Source organism: Paenibacillus sp. J22P169 (assembly GCF_059691995.1).
In genome coordinates this window covers 1,334,782-1,352,626 of sequence record NZ_JCAUAO010000001.1, presented here as the reverse complement: position 1 = coordinate 1,352,626, position 17,845 = coordinate 1,334,782, and the positions used below count along the sequence as shown (strand labels likewise).

Genomic DNA, 17,845 nt, shown 5'->3' with positions numbered 1-17,845 from the left:
TTGAAGAGGAATTCGCAAATTGGAGTCGAACTATAGAATACCGAGTAGTTAACTGTGATTTCATTTTTCGGGAATTAGGTAGATAAGGTTGTGACACATATGTTAAAAGACAAAATAATTAGAAGAGAAACAGGTATCCTTACCTATGGGATGACGCCGCCTAAAGAAACACAATCGCTAGAGAAAATGGCTGAAATTTCACAAAAACAATGTGAGCGGCTTCAGAAGCTTCAAATAGATGGTTTAATTCTTTATGATGTGCAGGAAGAAAGTGATCGGATTGATCAAGATCGGCCTTTTCCTTATTTGCAAACGGTTGACCCGACTACGTACAGTAAGGAATATTTATCAGAGTTAAATGTCCCGAAAATTATTTATCGATGTGTTGGTAAATATACAGAGGAACAATTGTCCGATTGGCTTAAGGCTGACCAAGAAGAAGATCGGTTTTCCGTGTTTGTCGGGGCATCTTCTAGTAACCAAGAAGTTCTTATGGGGCTGCCAGAAGCCTATGCGTTAAGCCAGAAGCTGAACAATAATCTTACTTTAGGTGCAGTCGTCATTCCAGAAAGACACATGAAAAAAGATGATGAGCATCTTAGAATGGTCAGCAAAATAGCGAGCGGAAGTCGCTTCTTCATTTCTCAGGCAACCTATAATGTCGAAGCGTCTAAAAACTTTTTATCCGATTATTATTATCACTGTAAAGAAAACAAGCTAGACATGGTGCCGATATTGATGAATATTGCGCCTTGCGGATCCACAAAAACATTGGAATTTATGAAATGGCTAGGGATCAGCATTCCGAAATGGTTGGAAAATGATTTGAAATACTCCAATGATGTCCTGGATAAATCGGTAGCTGTATCGAAGCAAATATTTGAGGAATTATTCGAATTTGGACTGGAAAAAGGGATTCCCATCGGGTGCAGTGTCGAGAGTGTCTCCACGCGAAAAGTTGAGATCGAAGCTTCAATTGAGCTGGTACATGAGATTAAAGCCATGATGGAGAAGAAAATGCGGTCAACGTTTGTTTTTTAGTGTCATCCACAGGAAGGAGCTGATCTGCGGCTGCAGATGCTCCTTGTTTTTATTTAGATAAGGGGATGGCGGAGAGTACTATAGAGCGGCAGCTTTGTCGTTTCAACGAGTTGACTATTTGCGTACTGGTTCATCCCATGTTCTTCCACCGTCATTCGTGATCAAGACGCTTCCGTTCAGAAGTACCCAACCATAACCATTCGTGCGAAGGTAAAATTGCGTAGCATTTTGCAATGAAATATTAGGCTTGATCGTTTGCCAGTTTGTACGGTTATAGGTATCCATGGTGTAGATGGTTTTGCCGTCCTCAGAAATCGCTCTGCCCATCAGCAAGTTATCGAAGTGCAGCACTGGAATGTCTTGCACATGATCTAACCGATAAGTGAGAGGTGTCCATGTCTCGCCAGCATCTCTCGTTTCATAGAAGACATACGTCTTCTTACTGCCCTGTATGAACTCGGCGATGAAAATGCCGTGATAATCACTTTCTTGATCGAAAGCGGGAGGATAGGCGTTGACATATCCGCTCTGCAGATCTGCCGGGATGTCGACATGTTGAAGAGACCAGGTTTGGCCGCCATCCTGTGTGCGGTAAAGCGGAATATCTTGTTGTCCATGATTTATTGTGGTCATCCAGCCCTCCTTCGCCTTACGGTAGCTGATACCAGTCGGGGAACCCGCGATATCCGAGTTCAGATTTCCTACGCGTATCCAAGTTTTACCACGGTCATCGGTGCGGTACAGTGATTTATAGTTTTTACCTGCTGCTGGTGAAGAGGTCAGCATAATATAAGCGGGGTCAGAGTAGAGCTTTGCCACATACGGCGCTACTTCTGGAGAAGTTTCCCAAGCCTCTAGCGTTGGCAGTGCTGCTGCTTCCCAACCTCCGTCATACAATTGATGGGTTGCAATGAGCCTTGGTTGTTGGTCATCTGTGAGATAGACCGCATATCCCCAGGCAGGAACTTCAAAATTAGCAGCGATCAAACGATCCTTCTCAGCCACGCCATCAGGTATGACGACATCCCAGGAGAGACCCTTATCCGAGGTTTGCAGCATCTTCCCATCTCGCCAGCTAATGCCATCAGAGTCTTGCATGCCGAGAATGCCAGGGAGGCTCTCTCTGTAATCAACATAAAAACGGGCAACATCGATGTAAGGATTGAATTGACGTGGAGCAGGGATCGACAAGTCAGATCGAAGTGTAACCCGATATCGCCCAGTTCCATGAAGAAGAGGTAGAGAGGCAGTAAATTGCGCATCGTCAAAAGGGATTGACGCAGTCTCCGGTTCAATCCAGCTGCCACTGTCATCTTTTTCGATCACGGCGTGTAGACCGTTTCCTTGTGCTTTGAGTACAGTCCCCCTTAGCTCTACCTTGCCGTTATCTGTCCGAACCAAGCCGGATTCTGGCGACTCCAAGGTGATCGAACTGAAGCTGCCCATTCCAGTCGACAAATCACTGTAATTGATAACGGGGTTCAGCAGAATCGGTGTAAGGGTATTGACGAACGTGTTACTGTACAGAATTCGGTTGCCGATGTGATACACGATCTGGATGTCATTGTCACCTAAGTCAAGCTGCACCGCGGATGAAAATTGGTATACCGGTGAACCTGTTGCTGATGTTTGATCCATTAAGGATGTAGAAGAGTTACCACCGAACTTTGTGCCGTTCCTAGTAACGAACATCGAAAGATTAGGCATTTCCATCGTGCTTGATCCATAAAACAGCCCCTTTAACGCGTACCAATAATTGTTCGAATGCGCGGAAACGCCGAAATCCTTCACATCGAATTGGGCATAATCAATGTCCAGTTGTCTAGTATCCGAATGCCAAATACCAGAATATCCGAATAATTGCTTCAAATCATACTCGGACACGAAGAGGTCTCCATTACGCTCTATGGTTGGAAATGTTAATTTTACCTCGCTGGTTTTGCCATTAAACCAGTACAAACTGACTGTATCGAGGTTTGGAGAAATGTGAAATCCGTAAGTTTTGTCATACAAATAATGTCCATTATCTTTGGTTTCCGTCTGATAGTTAAGTAATTGTGCCATTTTCGTTAATGAGAGCATTGCTCTTCCGTCTTGAGCGAACCCAATGAGGTTATCCCCTACGAAAAGTCCATCATCCTGAAACTGAATGGACAAACGAATGCTAGATGTTTGTTCTACCTGTAAGGGGTATTCGACACTTTGAGCGGCCTGCGGATCAGTAATCAAGCTGGTATCCGCTAGGAAGGAAGCGGTGTGTAATTGTTCGTTCCATTCGAGTCCGCCAAGCAGCGGTGCAAGATCTTGCAGGAACACGGCTGTTTTGCCTTCTACATTGTAGGAAGGAATCTCTTTTCCTAGAGCAAAAGTATGAATATTGGTTGAGAGCACGTCAGCAATTTTGGAACCAACCCATCCTCCAGTAAAGCCGAGGTCAGGATAGTCCTTCGTAGTTTCCAATTCGTTGTTGTCTGGGAAAATAGAGACTTGTCGCTTGTTCGGCTCCCAAGCGATATGGAAGCCATGACTGCGCAAATCTTCCACGTAAATAGCCGTTTTGCCATCAATATTCATCGATCGGATGGCACCACCATTTACGAATGCGCGAATATCTGTTGTGAGCACTTTTCCGACAACCGTTCCAACAGGTAGTTCGTTAGCGTGTACTTTGGCAAGGGGGAGAGAAGTGATAGACATTGCTGCACATAGAATCACTGCTAGACCTGCAATTGATTTGCGTCTCATTGAGGATTATTCTCCTTCATTTGGAAAGTAGGATCATTCAATTAAACGCCAAAAAAAGGAAAAAGTTGCATAATCAAGCATGTAGCGTGAGAATTTATCACAAGATCAAGTTTCTGTTATTATAGAGTAAATAGTTATTAGTGAGGGGTTATGTATGAAAACAATTGGATTAATCGGTGGTATGAGCTGGGAATCTTCCTTGCTTTATTACCAAATCATTAATCAATGTGTAAAGAACAAATTAGGCGGACATCACTCCGCCAAAAGTCTCATGTACTCGGTTGATTTTCATGAGATCAAAACGCTTCAACATGAAGGGAAATGGGATGAAGCGACGCAAATAATGGTTGATTCTGCTCGGAAACTAGAGTCTGCCGGCTCGGATTGCATCGTCATTTGTACGAATACCATGCACAAGATGGCCAGAGAAGTGGAAGAGGCAGTTTCAATCCCATTACTGCATATCGCAGATGCAACAGCCAATGAAATTGTAGCTTCAGGGATTAAAAAAGTCGCTTTACTCGGCACGGCTTTTACAATGGAACATGATTTTTACAAAGGCAGACTCATCGAAAAATACGGACTTGATGTCATTGTCCCAGACGAGGCGTCAAGGAAAATTGTGCACGATATCATTTATGAAGAATTGTGTCTTGGTCTATTAAAGGAAGATTCAAAGCAATCCTACATCGCCATCATCAATCAATTGGTCCGCAATGGAGCAGAAGCCGTTATTTTGGGCTGCACAGAAATTACGCTATTAATATCCCAACAGGATGCATCGGTTCCTTTATTTGATACAACGAAAATTCATGCTGAAAATGCTGTGGACTTTGCTTTAGGGGAGTACGAATAGGATGGTTTATGAAATAACGACTTCTTGGAATGAAGACCTATGGCTTAAAGCGGAGCATGTTTACAATGAAGCCTTTCCAGCACACGGCAGAAAAAATCGAGCTCTCATCCGCAGCATGTTCGAAAGAGGTATCTGTACGCTGCACACATGGCGTGAGGGTTCAAATGTGATTGCCATGGCGTTGACTGCTTTGAATCAAGCGGCACAAGTGCTAATCATCGACTATATCGCAGTTAGCCAATCTCAGCGTGGGCAAGGTGTAGGTTTGGCCTGTATGCGTGACGTGCGAAATTGGGCAGAAAACGCAGGCTGTAGAGGCATCGTCATTGAGGTGGAGGCTGAACCTAGCACAGAGAATGCAGAGCGAATTCGATTCTGGCAAAAGGCTGGATTTCTTTTGACTGATTACGTACATACCTACATTTGGGTTCCTGAGACATATCGCGCTATGTACTTGAGCTTTGGGGAGTTCCAACAGCAAGATGGAAGGCAGTTGTTCACGTACATAACTGAGTATCATGAGCAAGCCTATCGTGTAAAAGGATGAAAATAGCCCACTCCTTCATTAGGAGGGGCTATTTCTGATCACTCTTTTAGCCGCGCTGTATTTGAAAATCATGCGCAAGAGCGGTGGCACAGCGAAGAAAATGAAAAAGGTACGAAATAACTGATAGCCCACAACGACAGATAAATTAGCATTAATTTCATGAGCGATGATTCCCATCTGATCCATGCCACCTGGAGCTAGGCTAAGCAGGGCCGTCGATTTGGAAACGGCGTGCAGCTTCATAAAGATATAACTAAGTCCAAATGATCCGAGTAAAAGAACTACACTGCTGCCAATAGCTAGCGAAATAACTTGAAGTTTATGATTTAATTGAGCTGGCTTTAACATTAACCCAACATGGATGCCTATCATGATTTGGGCTGCATTGATGATACTGGTTGGCAGTGCCGGTCCATGAAGTCCGATAAGTTGAAGGATCGCTGTACTGAAAGCGGGTCCAAGCAAGAACGCGGTTGGGAAATTAATTTTATTTCCTAGAAGTGCACAGAAGATACTGACCGCGGCGAAAATAAAGATACTCGGCATCAGCGCCCCCCAGCTGGCAGTTGAAGTAGTGACGCTATGGATCACGGTTTCAACTATTTTGTGATTGCCCATGATCGGACTAAACACTAGCAAAGGTACACATACCACAATCATCATGAGACGAATGACTTGTAAAACGGTCACTATGGTTAGATTAATGCCCTCAGTCTCTTCAGCTAAGATGACCATCTGGGTAAGTCCGCCAGGAATGCTTCCAAGAAGGGCTGTTTTGTAGTTGATGCTGGACATCTTCGATACAAGGTAGGCAAGTAAGGCGCAAAGCAGCATGAGGAGAAGTGTCATGAACAGCATGGACGGTAGCTGGATTGCCATTTCATGCAAAGCCGTTGCCGTCATTGAAAGACCTATCGTGTACCCCACGATGATGAGTCCTGCGTTTCTAATTGGGGTAGGCCATGCATAACGATCTTTGAACACATTTGAACCTATCAATACAGCGATCATCGGTCCGAGCAGCCAAGGGATGGGGATATGCAAGAGTTTGAATATGTATCCACCTATAAGGGCAGTTATTAGGGCAACGATTAGCCTAAGAGATGTATTGAAGGTAATCATATTTGTACCGATACGTGCATTCACCTCCTTGTAAGAACTGTACTAATTTTAGCACAGTTATTTTTTGCGTTCAAATACGTCTCGATTTTCATTTCAGATGTTGCAGGGTTATAAGGCATAAGCTAATCTGTATATAATTGTTTATTTATAGCACTTATTTCTGAAAGCAGAGGCGAGCCATAGTTGATAAAAAGAAAGATGTATCGGGCAGAATGGCAGGCAGGACAAGAGGCAATGGGCCTGAAGGCTCTGATGTTAAACCAACAAGCAGAGATGCTGGTAAAGCAAGGAGAACTCATGACTTGCGCAGCCTTCAGTTGGCGAAATCATGTGTTTCTGTATTATGAGTGTGTGAATCGAGAGGTCTTACCTGAAGAGATTGCAGGGGCCGCAGCCCCCTTTTTAATAGATTGGCCTGGACAAGAGGAGCCTCGGAAGTGGGTATTCATGATCGACGTGTTCCACTTTAACGAACCTGCGAGCTATGAACACTGGCTGAGGAAAGAATCTGTCGTGTCTCGGGTGGGGAGAGTCGCACATTTGAAGCCTGAGATGATGAGCAGCTACATTTATTATCATTATCAGCTCCAAGAAGAACGTGCTTTCCACGGGGACAAATATGAGATCATTGCGATGCATGAGAATCTTTTATTCGGATATCAGGAATTTCCAAAGGTCATAGAGGAACCTGTGGTAGCGGGTCGACTGAAAACGAAGGGGACACCTGAGAATTGGAACGATTCACGAATGGATCTGCATTTTCAGCCGTGGGAAGAGGATGGGCATTTGTATTTTAAACCGATTGAGACATTGTTTGCCTATTATATTGGTGATCTTTAGTTCAGCTTTATTCCTCTAATTCCAAATTCCCGATGCTGTCTACGATGACGGTCACGTGATAGTTAACCTTCAAATTTGGATAATAGTCGCTGCGCCACTGTTCGAGATTGTCATAGGGAAGCTTTCCTCTAAAAAAATTGCCTAAACCAATGGGGTCACTGTTGTTCTTTTGCAGTTTTTTCGTTAACTGATCAAGGTGATCTGTGAGATGAGATTGAAGTTTCGAGATTAACTCGTTCTTTGTGGTCTTTCCCTTAGTTTCTGTCAGTGAGGATTGAATAAATAGCTTGCCCTCAAGGACAGGACCGTCCTTTGTAACCTTGGAATCCCATCGCATTCTAGCTGATTCCAAGATCATATTCGCATTATCTAACACCTCAACTGCTGCTCCATGGTAATTATTTGACTCTATATTAATTAGCAGTGTATCTTCTTTACTCAACCGTGCTATCATCTTTCCTTTACGCAGCAGGGCAGATCCATTAAAGGAAAGCACCGTTTCTTCCCCAGGACGAATAATGGGTATGATGACGTCCTTCGTATATGACTTCGTGGATGCAAAGGTCTCCCAAAGACTTGTCATGGATGTTTTGGGATTCCAGCCAGCTCTTCGATCGGAATACTTAAAAAACGTTGTAACATCATTCACTACAGCGTTTTTGGTATTGCTCAAAAGCTCTTTCATATCGGTATCAGTGATCGCTATTAATGCTTTTGGAGACAAGTCTCTGGAACGGATCGCGTAATTCAGTTCCGCTTCCAAGCCTTCTTCAGCTAGTGATTGCTGGAATACCAACATTTCAACGTTCAACAAATCAACGAAGTTCTCAATGCTTATTTTTAAGTTGTCAACGGCTTCGCTAATCGTATTAGCTTCTTGGGAGATGATTTTCATTGATAAATTTTTCTCAACTGGTATCGGTATTTGAAGGGTAACTTCATACCGATGGGTTTGGCCTTTGGCAACTCCCATAATAACTGGCATTGCTCTAAGATTGATATCATGGCTGTCCCAACAACCGCTAAGGAGCAATCCACAGCCTATCCAAACCGCAACCAACCATATCCTACAACGCAACGTAAGCAATCTATTCATCTCCCAAGCTTCATTCGACCTCGCAAAAATGCTCCAACCAGAGCAATAGCAGTAATCAAGATAAGACGGTATACGCCTCCCCAATCTAATAGCTTCTCCAGCTTCCCCCAATCCGTAATGAAAAAAGCTATACTGATCGTAATCAATCCTGTCATTAAAGGGTTGGTAAATACTTTGGAGACCACCGATGAGCCAGTTGTAAGCTGTCTGGAGAGCCAGAGAAGCCCGCTTATGTTCAGTAGGGTGCTGAACATGGTAGCCATGATATATAGCAGTGATATCCGATCGAAGAAAAACCAATTAACTCTTACCGAATCCATGACAGTAATTAAAGGGAATCGCAGATGAACCGCTACCTCACGACCGAAGACGCCAAGGGGGAGGTACACGTAAAGCAGAAAAAAAAGTAAAGAGAAAGCCCATGCTCCCCAGAGCCAGCGTCTTCCGTCTAATGAAAGCGGTCCAAAAAAACCGATTAGACCGACCACGTGCGAGAAGACAAACAATAAGGGCAAGATTCCAGGATCAGAAAGAAACGTAAATTTAGGTTGAAGAGGTAAAAGCAAATGAAAGGTTACATTTGAAAATGTAGCCGCAAGTGATAACAGAAGCAGCGGCAGTCCGAAAAGCCCGAGAAGTAAGGCGAGTCTTAAGAGAGAATCACGTCCTGCATATGAAATGCTTATGGCTGTAACAACAAGTAATGCCATTAAGATCAATCGAGGAGTCTCCGGTAAGAAAAGCGTGCTGACGATTTGGGATTGCCCGCGAATAATGATCGTAATGGCACAAATATTACCGGCGATAAGTGGCCAAACAAGTAAGAAGCGGAACCATTTCCCAGCTTGAACGAAGTGAGTTAAAAGATTCTCTTTCCCCTTGTGGAATCCACCAATAAGTAAGCGCAGCAAGCCGCCTTGAAGCAACCAACCGAGCAAAACGATGACCCAGTGGCCGGATACCTGGGACTGTATAACGCTCTGGGGGTAAATAAACATAAGCAATCCGTATTGAAGAACGATGTATAACACGGCGATACTGATTCCTTGATTCATTCTGTGCTCTTCCTACCTTCCGTTTGCGACATGGAAACGAACGGCTTTCTCAACACAGTCGAGGAGCCAACCAGAGAGAGGAGTAAAAATAAACCACATACGATACCCATGGGACCAAATAAGGCGGCGAAAAACAGCATGAGATATCGCCATAATCGAACTGCTAACGCGAAAGGATAGCCGATAATGGTGAAATTAGCGATCGTAGATGCTGCAAGCACTATGATCAGCAAATTGCTTACTAGGTTTGCTTCGACAACCGCTTGTCCGAGAATAATACCACCAACCATCGTCATTGCTGGCCCGATGCTCTTAGGTAATCGGATAATGGCTTCGAGCAGCATATCAATAATGAACAATAGAATCAGCGCTTCTGTGATGGTTGGATAAGGAACGCCAACACGACTTTTTGCAAGCGAGTATATTAATTCAAGTTTCATAACATCTGGATTCACAGACAACAAGGCAACATAGGCGGCAGGGGCGATTATGGCAATAATCGCGCCAAGGATTCTAAAAAAAGCGAGCATAGTGGTGATTGCAATTGGATAATCTCGATCCGTATCCGACATAAATAAGTCGGGGAGGTGGACGGGAACAACAATCGCTTCGGCATATCCTTCAATAAGAAGCACAACTCTTCCTTGCTTTAGGTAGTGAACCGTTTCATGTGGTGATTCCGTTTTTATATATGACGGGATAGGGCTCCATACTGGCTGTTTGCAAAGCCACTTCGAAATTTGTCTAAGGGAAGTGAATTCATCGCTACTATGAGCGCGAATTGCTGATTCAGCATCCAAGAAGGTATCCGAATCCACCGTTCCTTCTAGGGAAAGTAGAATCATTTTTTTCTTGTGAATGGTTCCAACAGTCACATGTGCTTGCTGCAGATAAGAAGATCGAAATTCATTGCGAATCAAACCAAGATTGGTCATGAGATCTTCGATAAAGCCTGTAAGAGAGGATCCCAGAATATTCTGGTTTTGCGGCGTATTCACCGAGCGAGTAAGCTTCTGTGGCTCCGATTGAATCCAAGCTGCTCCCGACCCATTTAGCATAATAAGGGTACGTCCTTCTAGAATACCTTGGGCAGTGTCCTCATGCGGGAGAACCTCCTCTGAGCCAAGCTTTAACTGCAGAGCTTCCCATGTACACAACCCTTCTTGGTCTACTTGAATGAGACGACGAAGAGTTCCCGCAATGTCTACCAAACTGGAAAGTGCGAACATCTCTAGATGTAACCCGCAGATTTGAATGTTTTGATGATGAAGGTCCTGACAGACCCCCAGCTTCTCCATGACTTGATATCGTGGTGTATTTCTTTCGCTATCCAACATTAACCATCACCTACGCGATAGTATGAGCAATTTGAACCTGAGCTATGCTCTGCATGTATAAAGGAAATGGAATAAATATGAAGAAGTAATCACGAGATTCCTTGAGAGGGGTGTGAGGTATATGGAGAAGAATGAGAAGTGGCATCGCCACTTGGGTGTTTATGGTATCTGTATACAAGAAGGCAATCTGCTCGTGATTAAGAAAACCGGCGGTCCATATACAGGTAGATTTGACCTTCCAGGAGGGACAATCGAACCTAATGAAACGATCCTAGAGGCACTAAGTAGGGAAATCAAGGAAGAAGCTGGCATCGATGTTCTTGTTAAAAAGAATTTAGGTGTCTGTGATTATGTAGTTCCATTTGATCTTCCTAAAAAGGGAACTTCACACATCCATCATGTAGCTATATTCTTTTCCGTTACGTATATGGAGGGGGACATATCTGCGAATCCTGATGTATTTGAGGGACAAGATTCGCTAGGGGCATGTTGGATGTCACTTTGCGATTTTACACTGGATAATGCATCACCCTTGGTTTTACAAGCGATGGATTGGTTTAAGACTGGTGAGATGCCAGTTAACAGTCAACGATTAGATGATTGGGCCGTTTCAATCTAGAGCGCCCAACTTCCACTCTCCTGAAGTACGTATAAAATGAAACATCTGCGTAGAAGTCGTGGTTACTAGGGTTCCATTCATTTTATTTTGATAGGTGATATTCACATATACCTCCGTTTGATTCTCATATAACGATTCGAACACGACCTTTTCTAATTTCAAAATGGTTGCTGACAGAATGTCTACCCAATAATCATAGCCTGCTTTTGCATTCTTTAGGGAGTTGGCATCAAATGTATCATAATAGTGTTCACGATTTTGTTCATTAATCGCTTGAACATTACGATGAATGGTTGCTATCATGTGCTTTTTTTCTACATCATTTTGGTAGGGGGTTACATCTAATCCTACAATTGCTGATGGTGGTGTGGATGGTACTTGTGTGGGAATGGGTAACTCGGTGATGCGGGGAGTTGCTTTAAGTGTGATTTCACTTGTTGCCGTTGGTGGAACAGTGGGACTTGCCATATTCGATTCATTGCCATCACAGCCTATTAATAAAGTGAAAATTGTTAATTGACAAACCATAAGACGATAAGTGACTTTCTTCAATGTAATTTCACTCCTACATGAACTAGTTTCATTCCTCAAGATTAGACGTATACAAAAAATGGAAAGTTGCGAATACGTATTTAATTAGCTGCTCCCATATCATTTCATCCACAATCCGACACTAATATGACCTCGAGTATTGTAAACTAAGAGAATGATAGCAACCGCTTACAGGGTGGGGTGGAGTGTAAGTTGAACTTTTTCAGACAAATGTCTTACTTCAAAAAGCTGCTGTTTTCTTATATTGCTGTTATTTTGGTGCCTACAGTGATTTTAAGTGGTGTGTATTTTTACTATTACTCAGATCAAGTCAAGGAAGGTCTGAAGTCAGAATCTCAGACTAATTTGCAGTCATATTCAAGTCTGATTCAAGCCATAACTTCGGAGATGGATCGCGCATCGCTTCAGTTTTCTTTCATTCCTCAGCTTTCTCAAATCTTAAAAGATCCACATTACAATGCTTACGATTACCTTTTGTTACAGAACACGATGCAAACTTCGATTTCGTCTAACACGCTGTTTCACTCGGTGTATTTATATACCAAGATTAATAGCAGAGTCCTAACGACGGGTGAAGGTATTTATCCGATCAATGATTTCTATGATAAAGCCATTATAGACGCGGCCTCAGCGAATGAGAATGTAGCACAGTGGCATGCCATTCGTTCTCTGCGATCAGGAGAAGAAGTAATTACCTTTAGTAGACGAGTGCCAACTGCCTCCAAAGAGTCTCTAGGCATTTTCATTTTTAATATTCGTAAAGATGTTTTTTTTGAGACAGTACAAATGATTCAAAAGAATGAGAAGCTACCGATTCTCGTTATGGATGGTTCCCAAAGGATTGTGTACCCTCGTACGAATTCGATGACAAAGAAACTAGAAAGCTACGTTGCAAATGGTGACCTTGATTCACAAGCGTGGAGAGAAGTTCAATTAAATGGCAGCCAGTATATATGGAGCTCAATGAAATCCCCCATGCTAGGTTGGACTTTTATTCGCCTGGTCCCCATGGAAGATTACAATAAGCTGATGAACAAGAAACTGCTAACTGTGCTGCTTGTCATTGTAACCGTAACATTGGTGTTCACAGTCATCTCCTACTTACTTTCTTTAATGATGTATATCCCCTACAAACGCATTGTTTCTGCGATCAAGGATCGGTTGAAAACAATCGAATCTTCGGATAGAAGCAATGATTTCGATGATGTGGAAAACGCACTCCATCAAATACTAACGGAACATGCTCAGATTAGTGCTGCCGTGCAACAGAATCAGCCGATCATTAGAGAGCGATGGGTGAATGCGATTTTAAACAGTTTAATACATACGGATCACGATTTGTCGGCCGAATATATGAGAGAAACAGGGATTGATTTCAGTAGATCTCATTTCATGGACTTGACTGTGATTATGGATTTGCGCTCACATTCAGAGATGGAAAGAAATAAGATCAGGTTAGTTATTTTTTCGATGATTGAAAATGCGTTCTCACTTGATTTTGGCATTGCGGGGACCATACTGGATGGTGACAGTTTTGGCTTTATTATGAATACCAACCATGCCATTATAGATAATGAATTCCGTCAAGTTCTCAAACAGATCAGCTTCCCGTTAATAGATCTTGCGCAATCAGAACTTCATATTAATTTGCAATTTATATATGGTTCTCTACATAGTTCATTGAAAGAATTGAGTCTGAAACGAACTTCAGCCAAGAATTTACGCTACAATGCCCTTATTAATGAGGTGGATGTCGTGATAATGGAAGATCTCAAGCAAACAGATGCGGTTGGCTACCCTTCCCAGTACGTACATCTCCTATTGATAAGTATACGATCAGGAGATCAGAAGAAAGCACGTGAGGTGGTTGCGCAGCTATTCCAATCCTATGTGTATCCGACTAAATCATCCCACGATAAGCTAGTGGAAATGTTAATTATGCTGTTAAGCGTCATTGTCCATGAATTAAGACAAGAAGATGAGCACTTTCATGAATCTCCAGAAGGAACCTTGCTTCAATTAGATGACGCTCACAGTAAACAGGAGTTAGAGACACTATTCATTAGTTTCATTAGCAGACTGGCTGAAAGTCAACAAACAGGAATGGATGAGAATAGAAACGTTCATATCGTACGTGCGCTTGATTATATCAAAGTGAATTATCAGAACAACATCTCAATAAGTGATATTGCTGATTACTTACAGATTAGTCCCAGTTATTTAAGCAGGATTTTTAAAAGCGAGAAAGGGAAGTCTCCATTAGAATATTTAACGGAATATCGCATGGAAAGAGGGAAAGTTTATTTGGCAGACAATAAATTATCCCTTCAGGAGATTAGTACACTAATCGGCTATAATGATGCACACAGCTTTATTCGTTATTTCAAAAAATATGCAGGAACCACACCAGGTGACTACCGGAATCAAATGATGAAACGTTTATGAACTTCATGTTTATTATCTGAACCAAATGAATAGATGGTTCAAACATCATACAGAAACGGCAAAAGATGACCGTTTCTTTTTTTTGTTCATCGTGCTAATAATGGAAGCGTATACAGGGAAGCGAGGGCTGGAGAATGGCATCCACACCAACAAGAAGATCTTGGAAAAAAACATTTCATAAAACCAAATATTATTATTTGCTTCTTATGCCGGGGATCTTGTATTTCATTATTTTTAAGTACATTCCCATGGGCGGCGTCATCATGGCATTCAAGGATTATAAGGTTTCCACAGGCATTTGGGGAAGTGAATGGATAGGTCTAAAATGGTTCGACATGCTGTTTCAACGGGCCGATTTCTGGCAAGTTTTAAGAAACACCATTCTGATTTCCTTTTATAAAATTACGTTTAATTTTCCTGCGCCAATCGTACTAGCCATTCTGATCAATGAAGTAAGAAACCTTGTATTTAAAAGAAGTGTTCAGACAATCATCTATTTCCCTCATTTTGTTTCTTGGATTGTCATCGGCGGGATCCTTGTTACGGTACTATCTCCTTCAAGCGGTCTGATTTCGGCACTTGGATTTGAACAATCGCCATTAGTCGTTCCCGAGCATTTCCGCAGCATGCTTGTACTTTCACAAATGTGGAAGGAAACAGGTTGGGGAACTGTGATTTATTTAGCGGCTATCATCGGCATTGATCCAGGACTGTATGAATCAGCCAAAATTGACGGTGCTAATCGTTTCAAGCAAATCGTACATATAACGCTTCCGGGTATTTCTCAGACGATCGTTTTACTGTTGATCTTAAGAATGGGATTCATCTTAAGCGCGGGGTTCGACCAAGTATACATCTTACTCACACCTCTGGTCATTGGAGTTGGCGATATTCTGGACACCTATGTGTACCGGATCGCTTTCAGTAACGGACGCTACTCCTTGGCAGCCGCTGCTGGCCTGTTCCAGTCCCTAGTAGGACTCCTCATGATCATCTTTACCAATTGGGTTGTGAAGCGACTGGGAAAAGAGGGGTTATGGTAATCGTGGAATTAACTAACCTATTCTACAACGGGCTAAAGGAGGATTAATATGCATTCGCTTATAAAAAAAGGTGGGACTTTTCAACTTCTAAACGGCTTATTATTACTCCTGTTTTCATTAGCCACCTTGTATCCGTTATGGTATGAAATCTCGTTATCCTTTTCGTCTGCGGATGAGGTTACGAAGGGGGGAGCATTTCTTTGGCCCCAGGAATTCACGCTGGATTCTTACCGAACACTTGTGAGTACAAACATGATTTGGCGCACGTATTTGAATACAGCATTCGTTACAATTGTCGGTACAATTCTAAGTGTATTGCTTACTGCTTCAACCGCTTACCCGTTAACGAAGTCTATTGTACCAGGTAGGAAATGGCTGATTTTTGGTATTTTATTTACCATGCTGTTTAGCGGAGGCGTTATTCCTACTTATCTGGTTGTTAAGCAGCTCGGGTTATTAAATTCACTATGGTCGTTGATCTTGCCAGGCATGATTTCTGCATATAATACGCTCGTCATGATGAGCTTCTTTCAGACCATTCCGCTGGAGATTGAAGAATCAGCAGAGATGGATGGTGCAAATCCGTTGCACATTTTTGTGAGACTCATTCTGCCACTGTCCATGCCAGTTATCGCAACGATATCACTATGGATTGCCGTGGCGCAGTGGAACGAGTTTTTTACGGCGCTGCTGTATATCAACGAGAGGGCAAGCTACACCTTATCACTATTGCTGAGAGATTTGATAAGCGGTCAGGACTATGCGCGTTTCACAGGTGAAATATCCAATACATCAACAGAATCTGTCATTGGTGCAACAATTGTGGCGACGATTCTACCTATATTGTGTGTATATCCATTCCTACAGAAGTACTTTGTGCAAGGCGTCATGATCGGTTCTATCAAAGGATAATGTCATGCTTGAAAGAAGCATGTTGTTATAAGCTTTATCATAAAAAAGGAGGGTTTCTATGTCACCGAAAAAAATAGGACGTACCGTTCTCTGTTGTTCCTGCGCGCTAAGCATGGTGTTCATTGCCGCTGGTTGCACAGGAACGGGGAACGACGCCGAAGGGAAGAAGTCCAGTGGAGGACCTGTTACTTACAATATGTTCCGAAATGCGGCATATATTGTGGGTTATCCAGATGATGGAGGACCCTACAAACAGACGATTCTAGATGCTGCAGCAAAAGCAGGGAATACGGATATTGATTATAAGATCAGTATTTCTGGTGGAGCCGAATATTTCACGAAGTTGAATGTACTCTCAGCATCCGATAATCTTCCAGATTACTTCTCCGTGGATATCCCAACGATGATTAAATATGCAGATGAGGGGCTTATCCTTCCGTTGGATGATCTGCTGAAGAAGAACGCACCTAATTTGACAAAGCTTCAGAATCAAAGCGAACTCGAGGCACTCAGATATAAAGGGAAAATTTGGGCGATATTTCCGGGGTATCGTCCGGAGGCATTCAATGGGCCATCTGTAGTTGGATACAATATCAGAACGGATTGGCTAGATGCGGTTGGTTTGAAAATGCCGGATAATTTGGATGAGCTTCATACTGTCCTGAAAGCGTTTACGGATGGAGATCCCGATAAAAATGGCAAAAAGGATACAGTCGGTCTCACGATTGCGAAAACAGACACTTCAGGCCGGCAGGAGATATTCAGCAATATCTTTGGCGCTTTCGGGATTCAACCAACCTTCTGGTTGGAGAAGAACGGCAAACTGCAGAAGGGATTTACTTTACCTGAAACCAAGGAAGCTTTGAAGGTGCTGCGCGATTGGTATAAAGAAGGTATTATTGATCCGGATTTCCCTGTAAATGAAGCGAAACAAGTGGACGAAAAGGTGGCCAACTCCAAGGTTGGTGTGTGGTTAGGCAGCGCATTAGATGTTAACCCTACTACGCCGCGTGCCTCAGCTCTCGCAAAGACAAATCCGGCGGGGAAAATTGGCTTTTTACCACCACCTGCTGGGCCGAAAGGTCTGCGCGGAGGGGCTGAGACTGCTCCTGGTTATGGTGATTTACGCTCGATCTCAGCGAAAGCGAAGGATCCGGATCGGTTAGTCAAACTAATTGATTGGTCAGCTGATCAAAGTGATAATGGTGGCTTTGCGCTCGTCACATACGGGAAGGAAGGCGAGCATTACACGTATGACAAGGCAACGAACATTCTGACACAGAAGGCTAACATTCTTGATTTATATAAGCTTGGATTAGGTAATCCCGTTCGATTTGTTCAAGTGGTTGACCGTCGATGGGTGCCATCTGAAGATGCGCGCAAGGCTATTAGTGTGAGTAATCAATATATTACGAAGAATGCGTACTGGAAAACAACGCCAACCATGTTTGATTATCCAGATTTGGAATCAAAGCTTTGGCCGGAATATGCGTTGAAAATCATACTTGGACAATTGCCAGTTGAAGCATGGGATGAATTCGTGAAGAAGTATTACGAGCAAGGCGGAAAAGCCATTGAAGATGAAGTAAATAAGACGTGGAAGGCAGAAAAGTCAGGAAAATAGTGCTGGCGATT

Annotated in this window: 15 protein-coding genes; 9 read left to right on the top strand and 6 right to left on the bottom strand. The window is 42.9% G+C overall.

Features of this window, described 5'->3' with window-relative positions; translation table 11 throughout:
- The first annotated feature begins 99 nt into the window (after nt 1–99).
- Nucleotides 100–1,041 carry a methylenetetrahydrofolate reductase gene (locus AC58QG_RS06295; RefSeq protein WP_497361243.1) on the top strand — a complete coding sequence of 314 codons (942 nt, stop codon included), beginning with the start codon at nt 100–102 and terminating at the stop codon, nt 1,039–1,041.
- A 114-nt stretch (nt 1,042–1,155) separates the two neighbouring features.
- Here the strand turns inward: AC58QG_RS06295 and AC58QG_RS06290 are convergent, their stop codons facing one another.
- Nucleotides 1,156–3,786 carry a WD40/YVTN/BNR-like repeat-containing protein gene (locus AC58QG_RS06290; RefSeq protein WP_497361242.1) on the bottom strand — a complete coding sequence of 877 codons (2,631 nt, stop codon included), beginning with the start codon at nt 3,784–3,786 and terminating at the stop codon, nt 1,156–1,158.
- Between the two features lie 154 nt (nt 3,787–3,940).
- Between AC58QG_RS06290 and AC58QG_RS06285 the strand changes: the two genes are divergently transcribed.
- Both AC58QG_RS06285 and AC58QG_RS06280 read left to right on the top strand, forming a co-directional pair.
- Complete coding sequence (locus tag AC58QG_RS06285) at nt 3,941–4,642, top strand: aspartate/glutamate racemase family protein (RefSeq protein WP_497361241.1); 702 nt, start codon at nt 3,941–3,943, stop codon at nt 4,640–4,642.
- 1 nt (nt 4,643) lies between these two features.
- Nucleotides 4,644–5,189: a GNAT family N-acetyltransferase gene (locus AC58QG_RS06280; RefSeq protein ID WP_497361240.1), complete on the top strand. Its 546-nt coding sequence runs from the start codon at nt 4,644–4,646 to the stop codon at nt 5,187–5,189.
- A gap of 18 nt (nt 5,190–5,207) precedes the next feature.
- Here the strand turns inward: AC58QG_RS06280 and AC58QG_RS06275 are convergent, their stop codons facing one another.
- Complete coding sequence (locus tag AC58QG_RS06275; RefSeq protein ID WP_497361239.1) at nt 5,208–6,233, bottom strand: AbrB family transcriptional regulator; 1,026 nt, start codon at nt 6,231–6,233, stop codon at nt 5,208–5,210.
- Nucleotides 6,234–6,494: 261 nt separating this feature from the next.
- On the opposite strand from AC58QG_RS06275, the gene AC58QG_RS06270 reads away from it, so the two are divergent.
- Nucleotides 6,495–7,151, top strand: a complete 657-nt coding sequence (locus AC58QG_RS06270) for a hypothetical protein (protein WP_497361238.1) — start codon at nt 6,495–6,497, stop codon at nt 7,149–7,151.
- Nucleotides 7,152–7,158: 7 nt separating this feature from the next.
- On the opposite strand, the gene AC58QG_RS06265 is transcribed toward AC58QG_RS06270, so the two are convergent.
- From AC58QG_RS06265 to AC58QG_RS06255, 3 genes are read right to left on the bottom strand one after another with little or no spacing between them, the layout of a single operon-like run.
- Nucleotides 7,159–8,247 carry a Ger(x)C family spore germination protein gene (locus AC58QG_RS06265; protein WP_497361237.1) on the bottom strand — a complete coding sequence of 363 codons (1,089 nt, stop codon included), beginning with the start codon at nt 8,245–8,247 and terminating at the stop codon, nt 7,159–7,161.
- On the bottom strand, nt 8,244–9,302 hold the full coding sequence (locus AC58QG_RS06260) for a GerAB/ArcD/ProY family transporter (protein ID WP_497361236.1): 1,059 nt from the start codon (nt 9,300–9,302) through the stop codon (nt 8,244–8,246). Before AC58QG_RS06260 ends, AC58QG_RS06265 begins: the two co-directional genes overlap by 4 nt.
- The gene (locus tag AC58QG_RS06255) at nt 9,299–10,639 is read right to left on the bottom strand and encodes a spore germination protein (protein ID WP_497361235.1); all 1,341 of its coding nucleotides are present in this window, start codon (nt 10,637–10,639) and stop codon (nt 9,299–9,301) included. Before AC58QG_RS06255 ends, AC58QG_RS06260 begins: the two co-directional genes overlap by 4 nt.
- Nucleotides 10,640–10,760: 121 nt before the next feature.
- Between AC58QG_RS06255 and AC58QG_RS06250 the strand changes: the two genes are divergently transcribed.
- Nucleotides 10,761–11,258: an NUDIX hydrolase gene (locus AC58QG_RS06250; protein WP_497361234.1), complete on the top strand. Its 498-nt coding sequence runs from the start codon at nt 10,761–10,763 to the stop codon at nt 11,256–11,258.
- On the opposite strand, the gene AC58QG_RS06245 is transcribed toward AC58QG_RS06250, so the two are convergent.
- Entirely contained in the window at nt 11,250–11,810 is a 561-nt protein-coding gene (locus AC58QG_RS06245; protein WP_497361233.1) for a hypothetical protein, read from the bottom strand. The two genes, AC58QG_RS06250 and AC58QG_RS06245, sit on opposite strands and share 9 nt — an antisense overlap.
- Before the next feature lie 192 nt (nt 11,811–12,002).
- Between AC58QG_RS06245 and AC58QG_RS06240 the strand changes: the two genes are divergently transcribed.
- The 4 genes from AC58QG_RS06240 (at nt 12,003) to AC58QG_RS06225 (ending at nt 17,834) form a co-directional block, all read left to right on the top strand.
- Complete coding sequence (locus AC58QG_RS06240; RefSeq protein WP_497361232.1) at nt 12,003–14,255, top strand: helix-turn-helix domain-containing protein; 2,253 nt, start codon at nt 12,003–12,005, stop codon at nt 14,253–14,255.
- Between the two features lie 134 nt (nt 14,256–14,389).
- Nucleotides 14,390–15,298 carry an ABC transporter permease gene (locus AC58QG_RS06235; protein ID WP_497361231.1) on the top strand — a complete coding sequence of 303 codons (909 nt, stop codon included), beginning with the start codon at nt 14,390–14,392 and terminating at the stop codon, nt 15,296–15,298.
- 48 nt (nt 15,299–15,346) lie between these two features.
- Complete coding sequence (locus tag AC58QG_RS06230) at nt 15,347–16,210, top strand: carbohydrate ABC transporter permease (protein WP_497361230.1); 864 nt, start codon at nt 15,347–15,349, stop codon at nt 16,208–16,210.
- A 58-nt stretch (nt 16,211–16,268) separates the two neighbouring features.
- Nucleotides 16,269–17,834: a type 2 periplasmic-binding domain-containing protein gene (locus AC58QG_RS06225; protein ID WP_497361229.1), complete on the top strand. Its 1,566-nt coding sequence runs from the start codon at nt 16,269–16,271 to the stop codon at nt 17,832–17,834.
- Nucleotides 17,835–17,845: the final 11 nt, after the last annotated feature.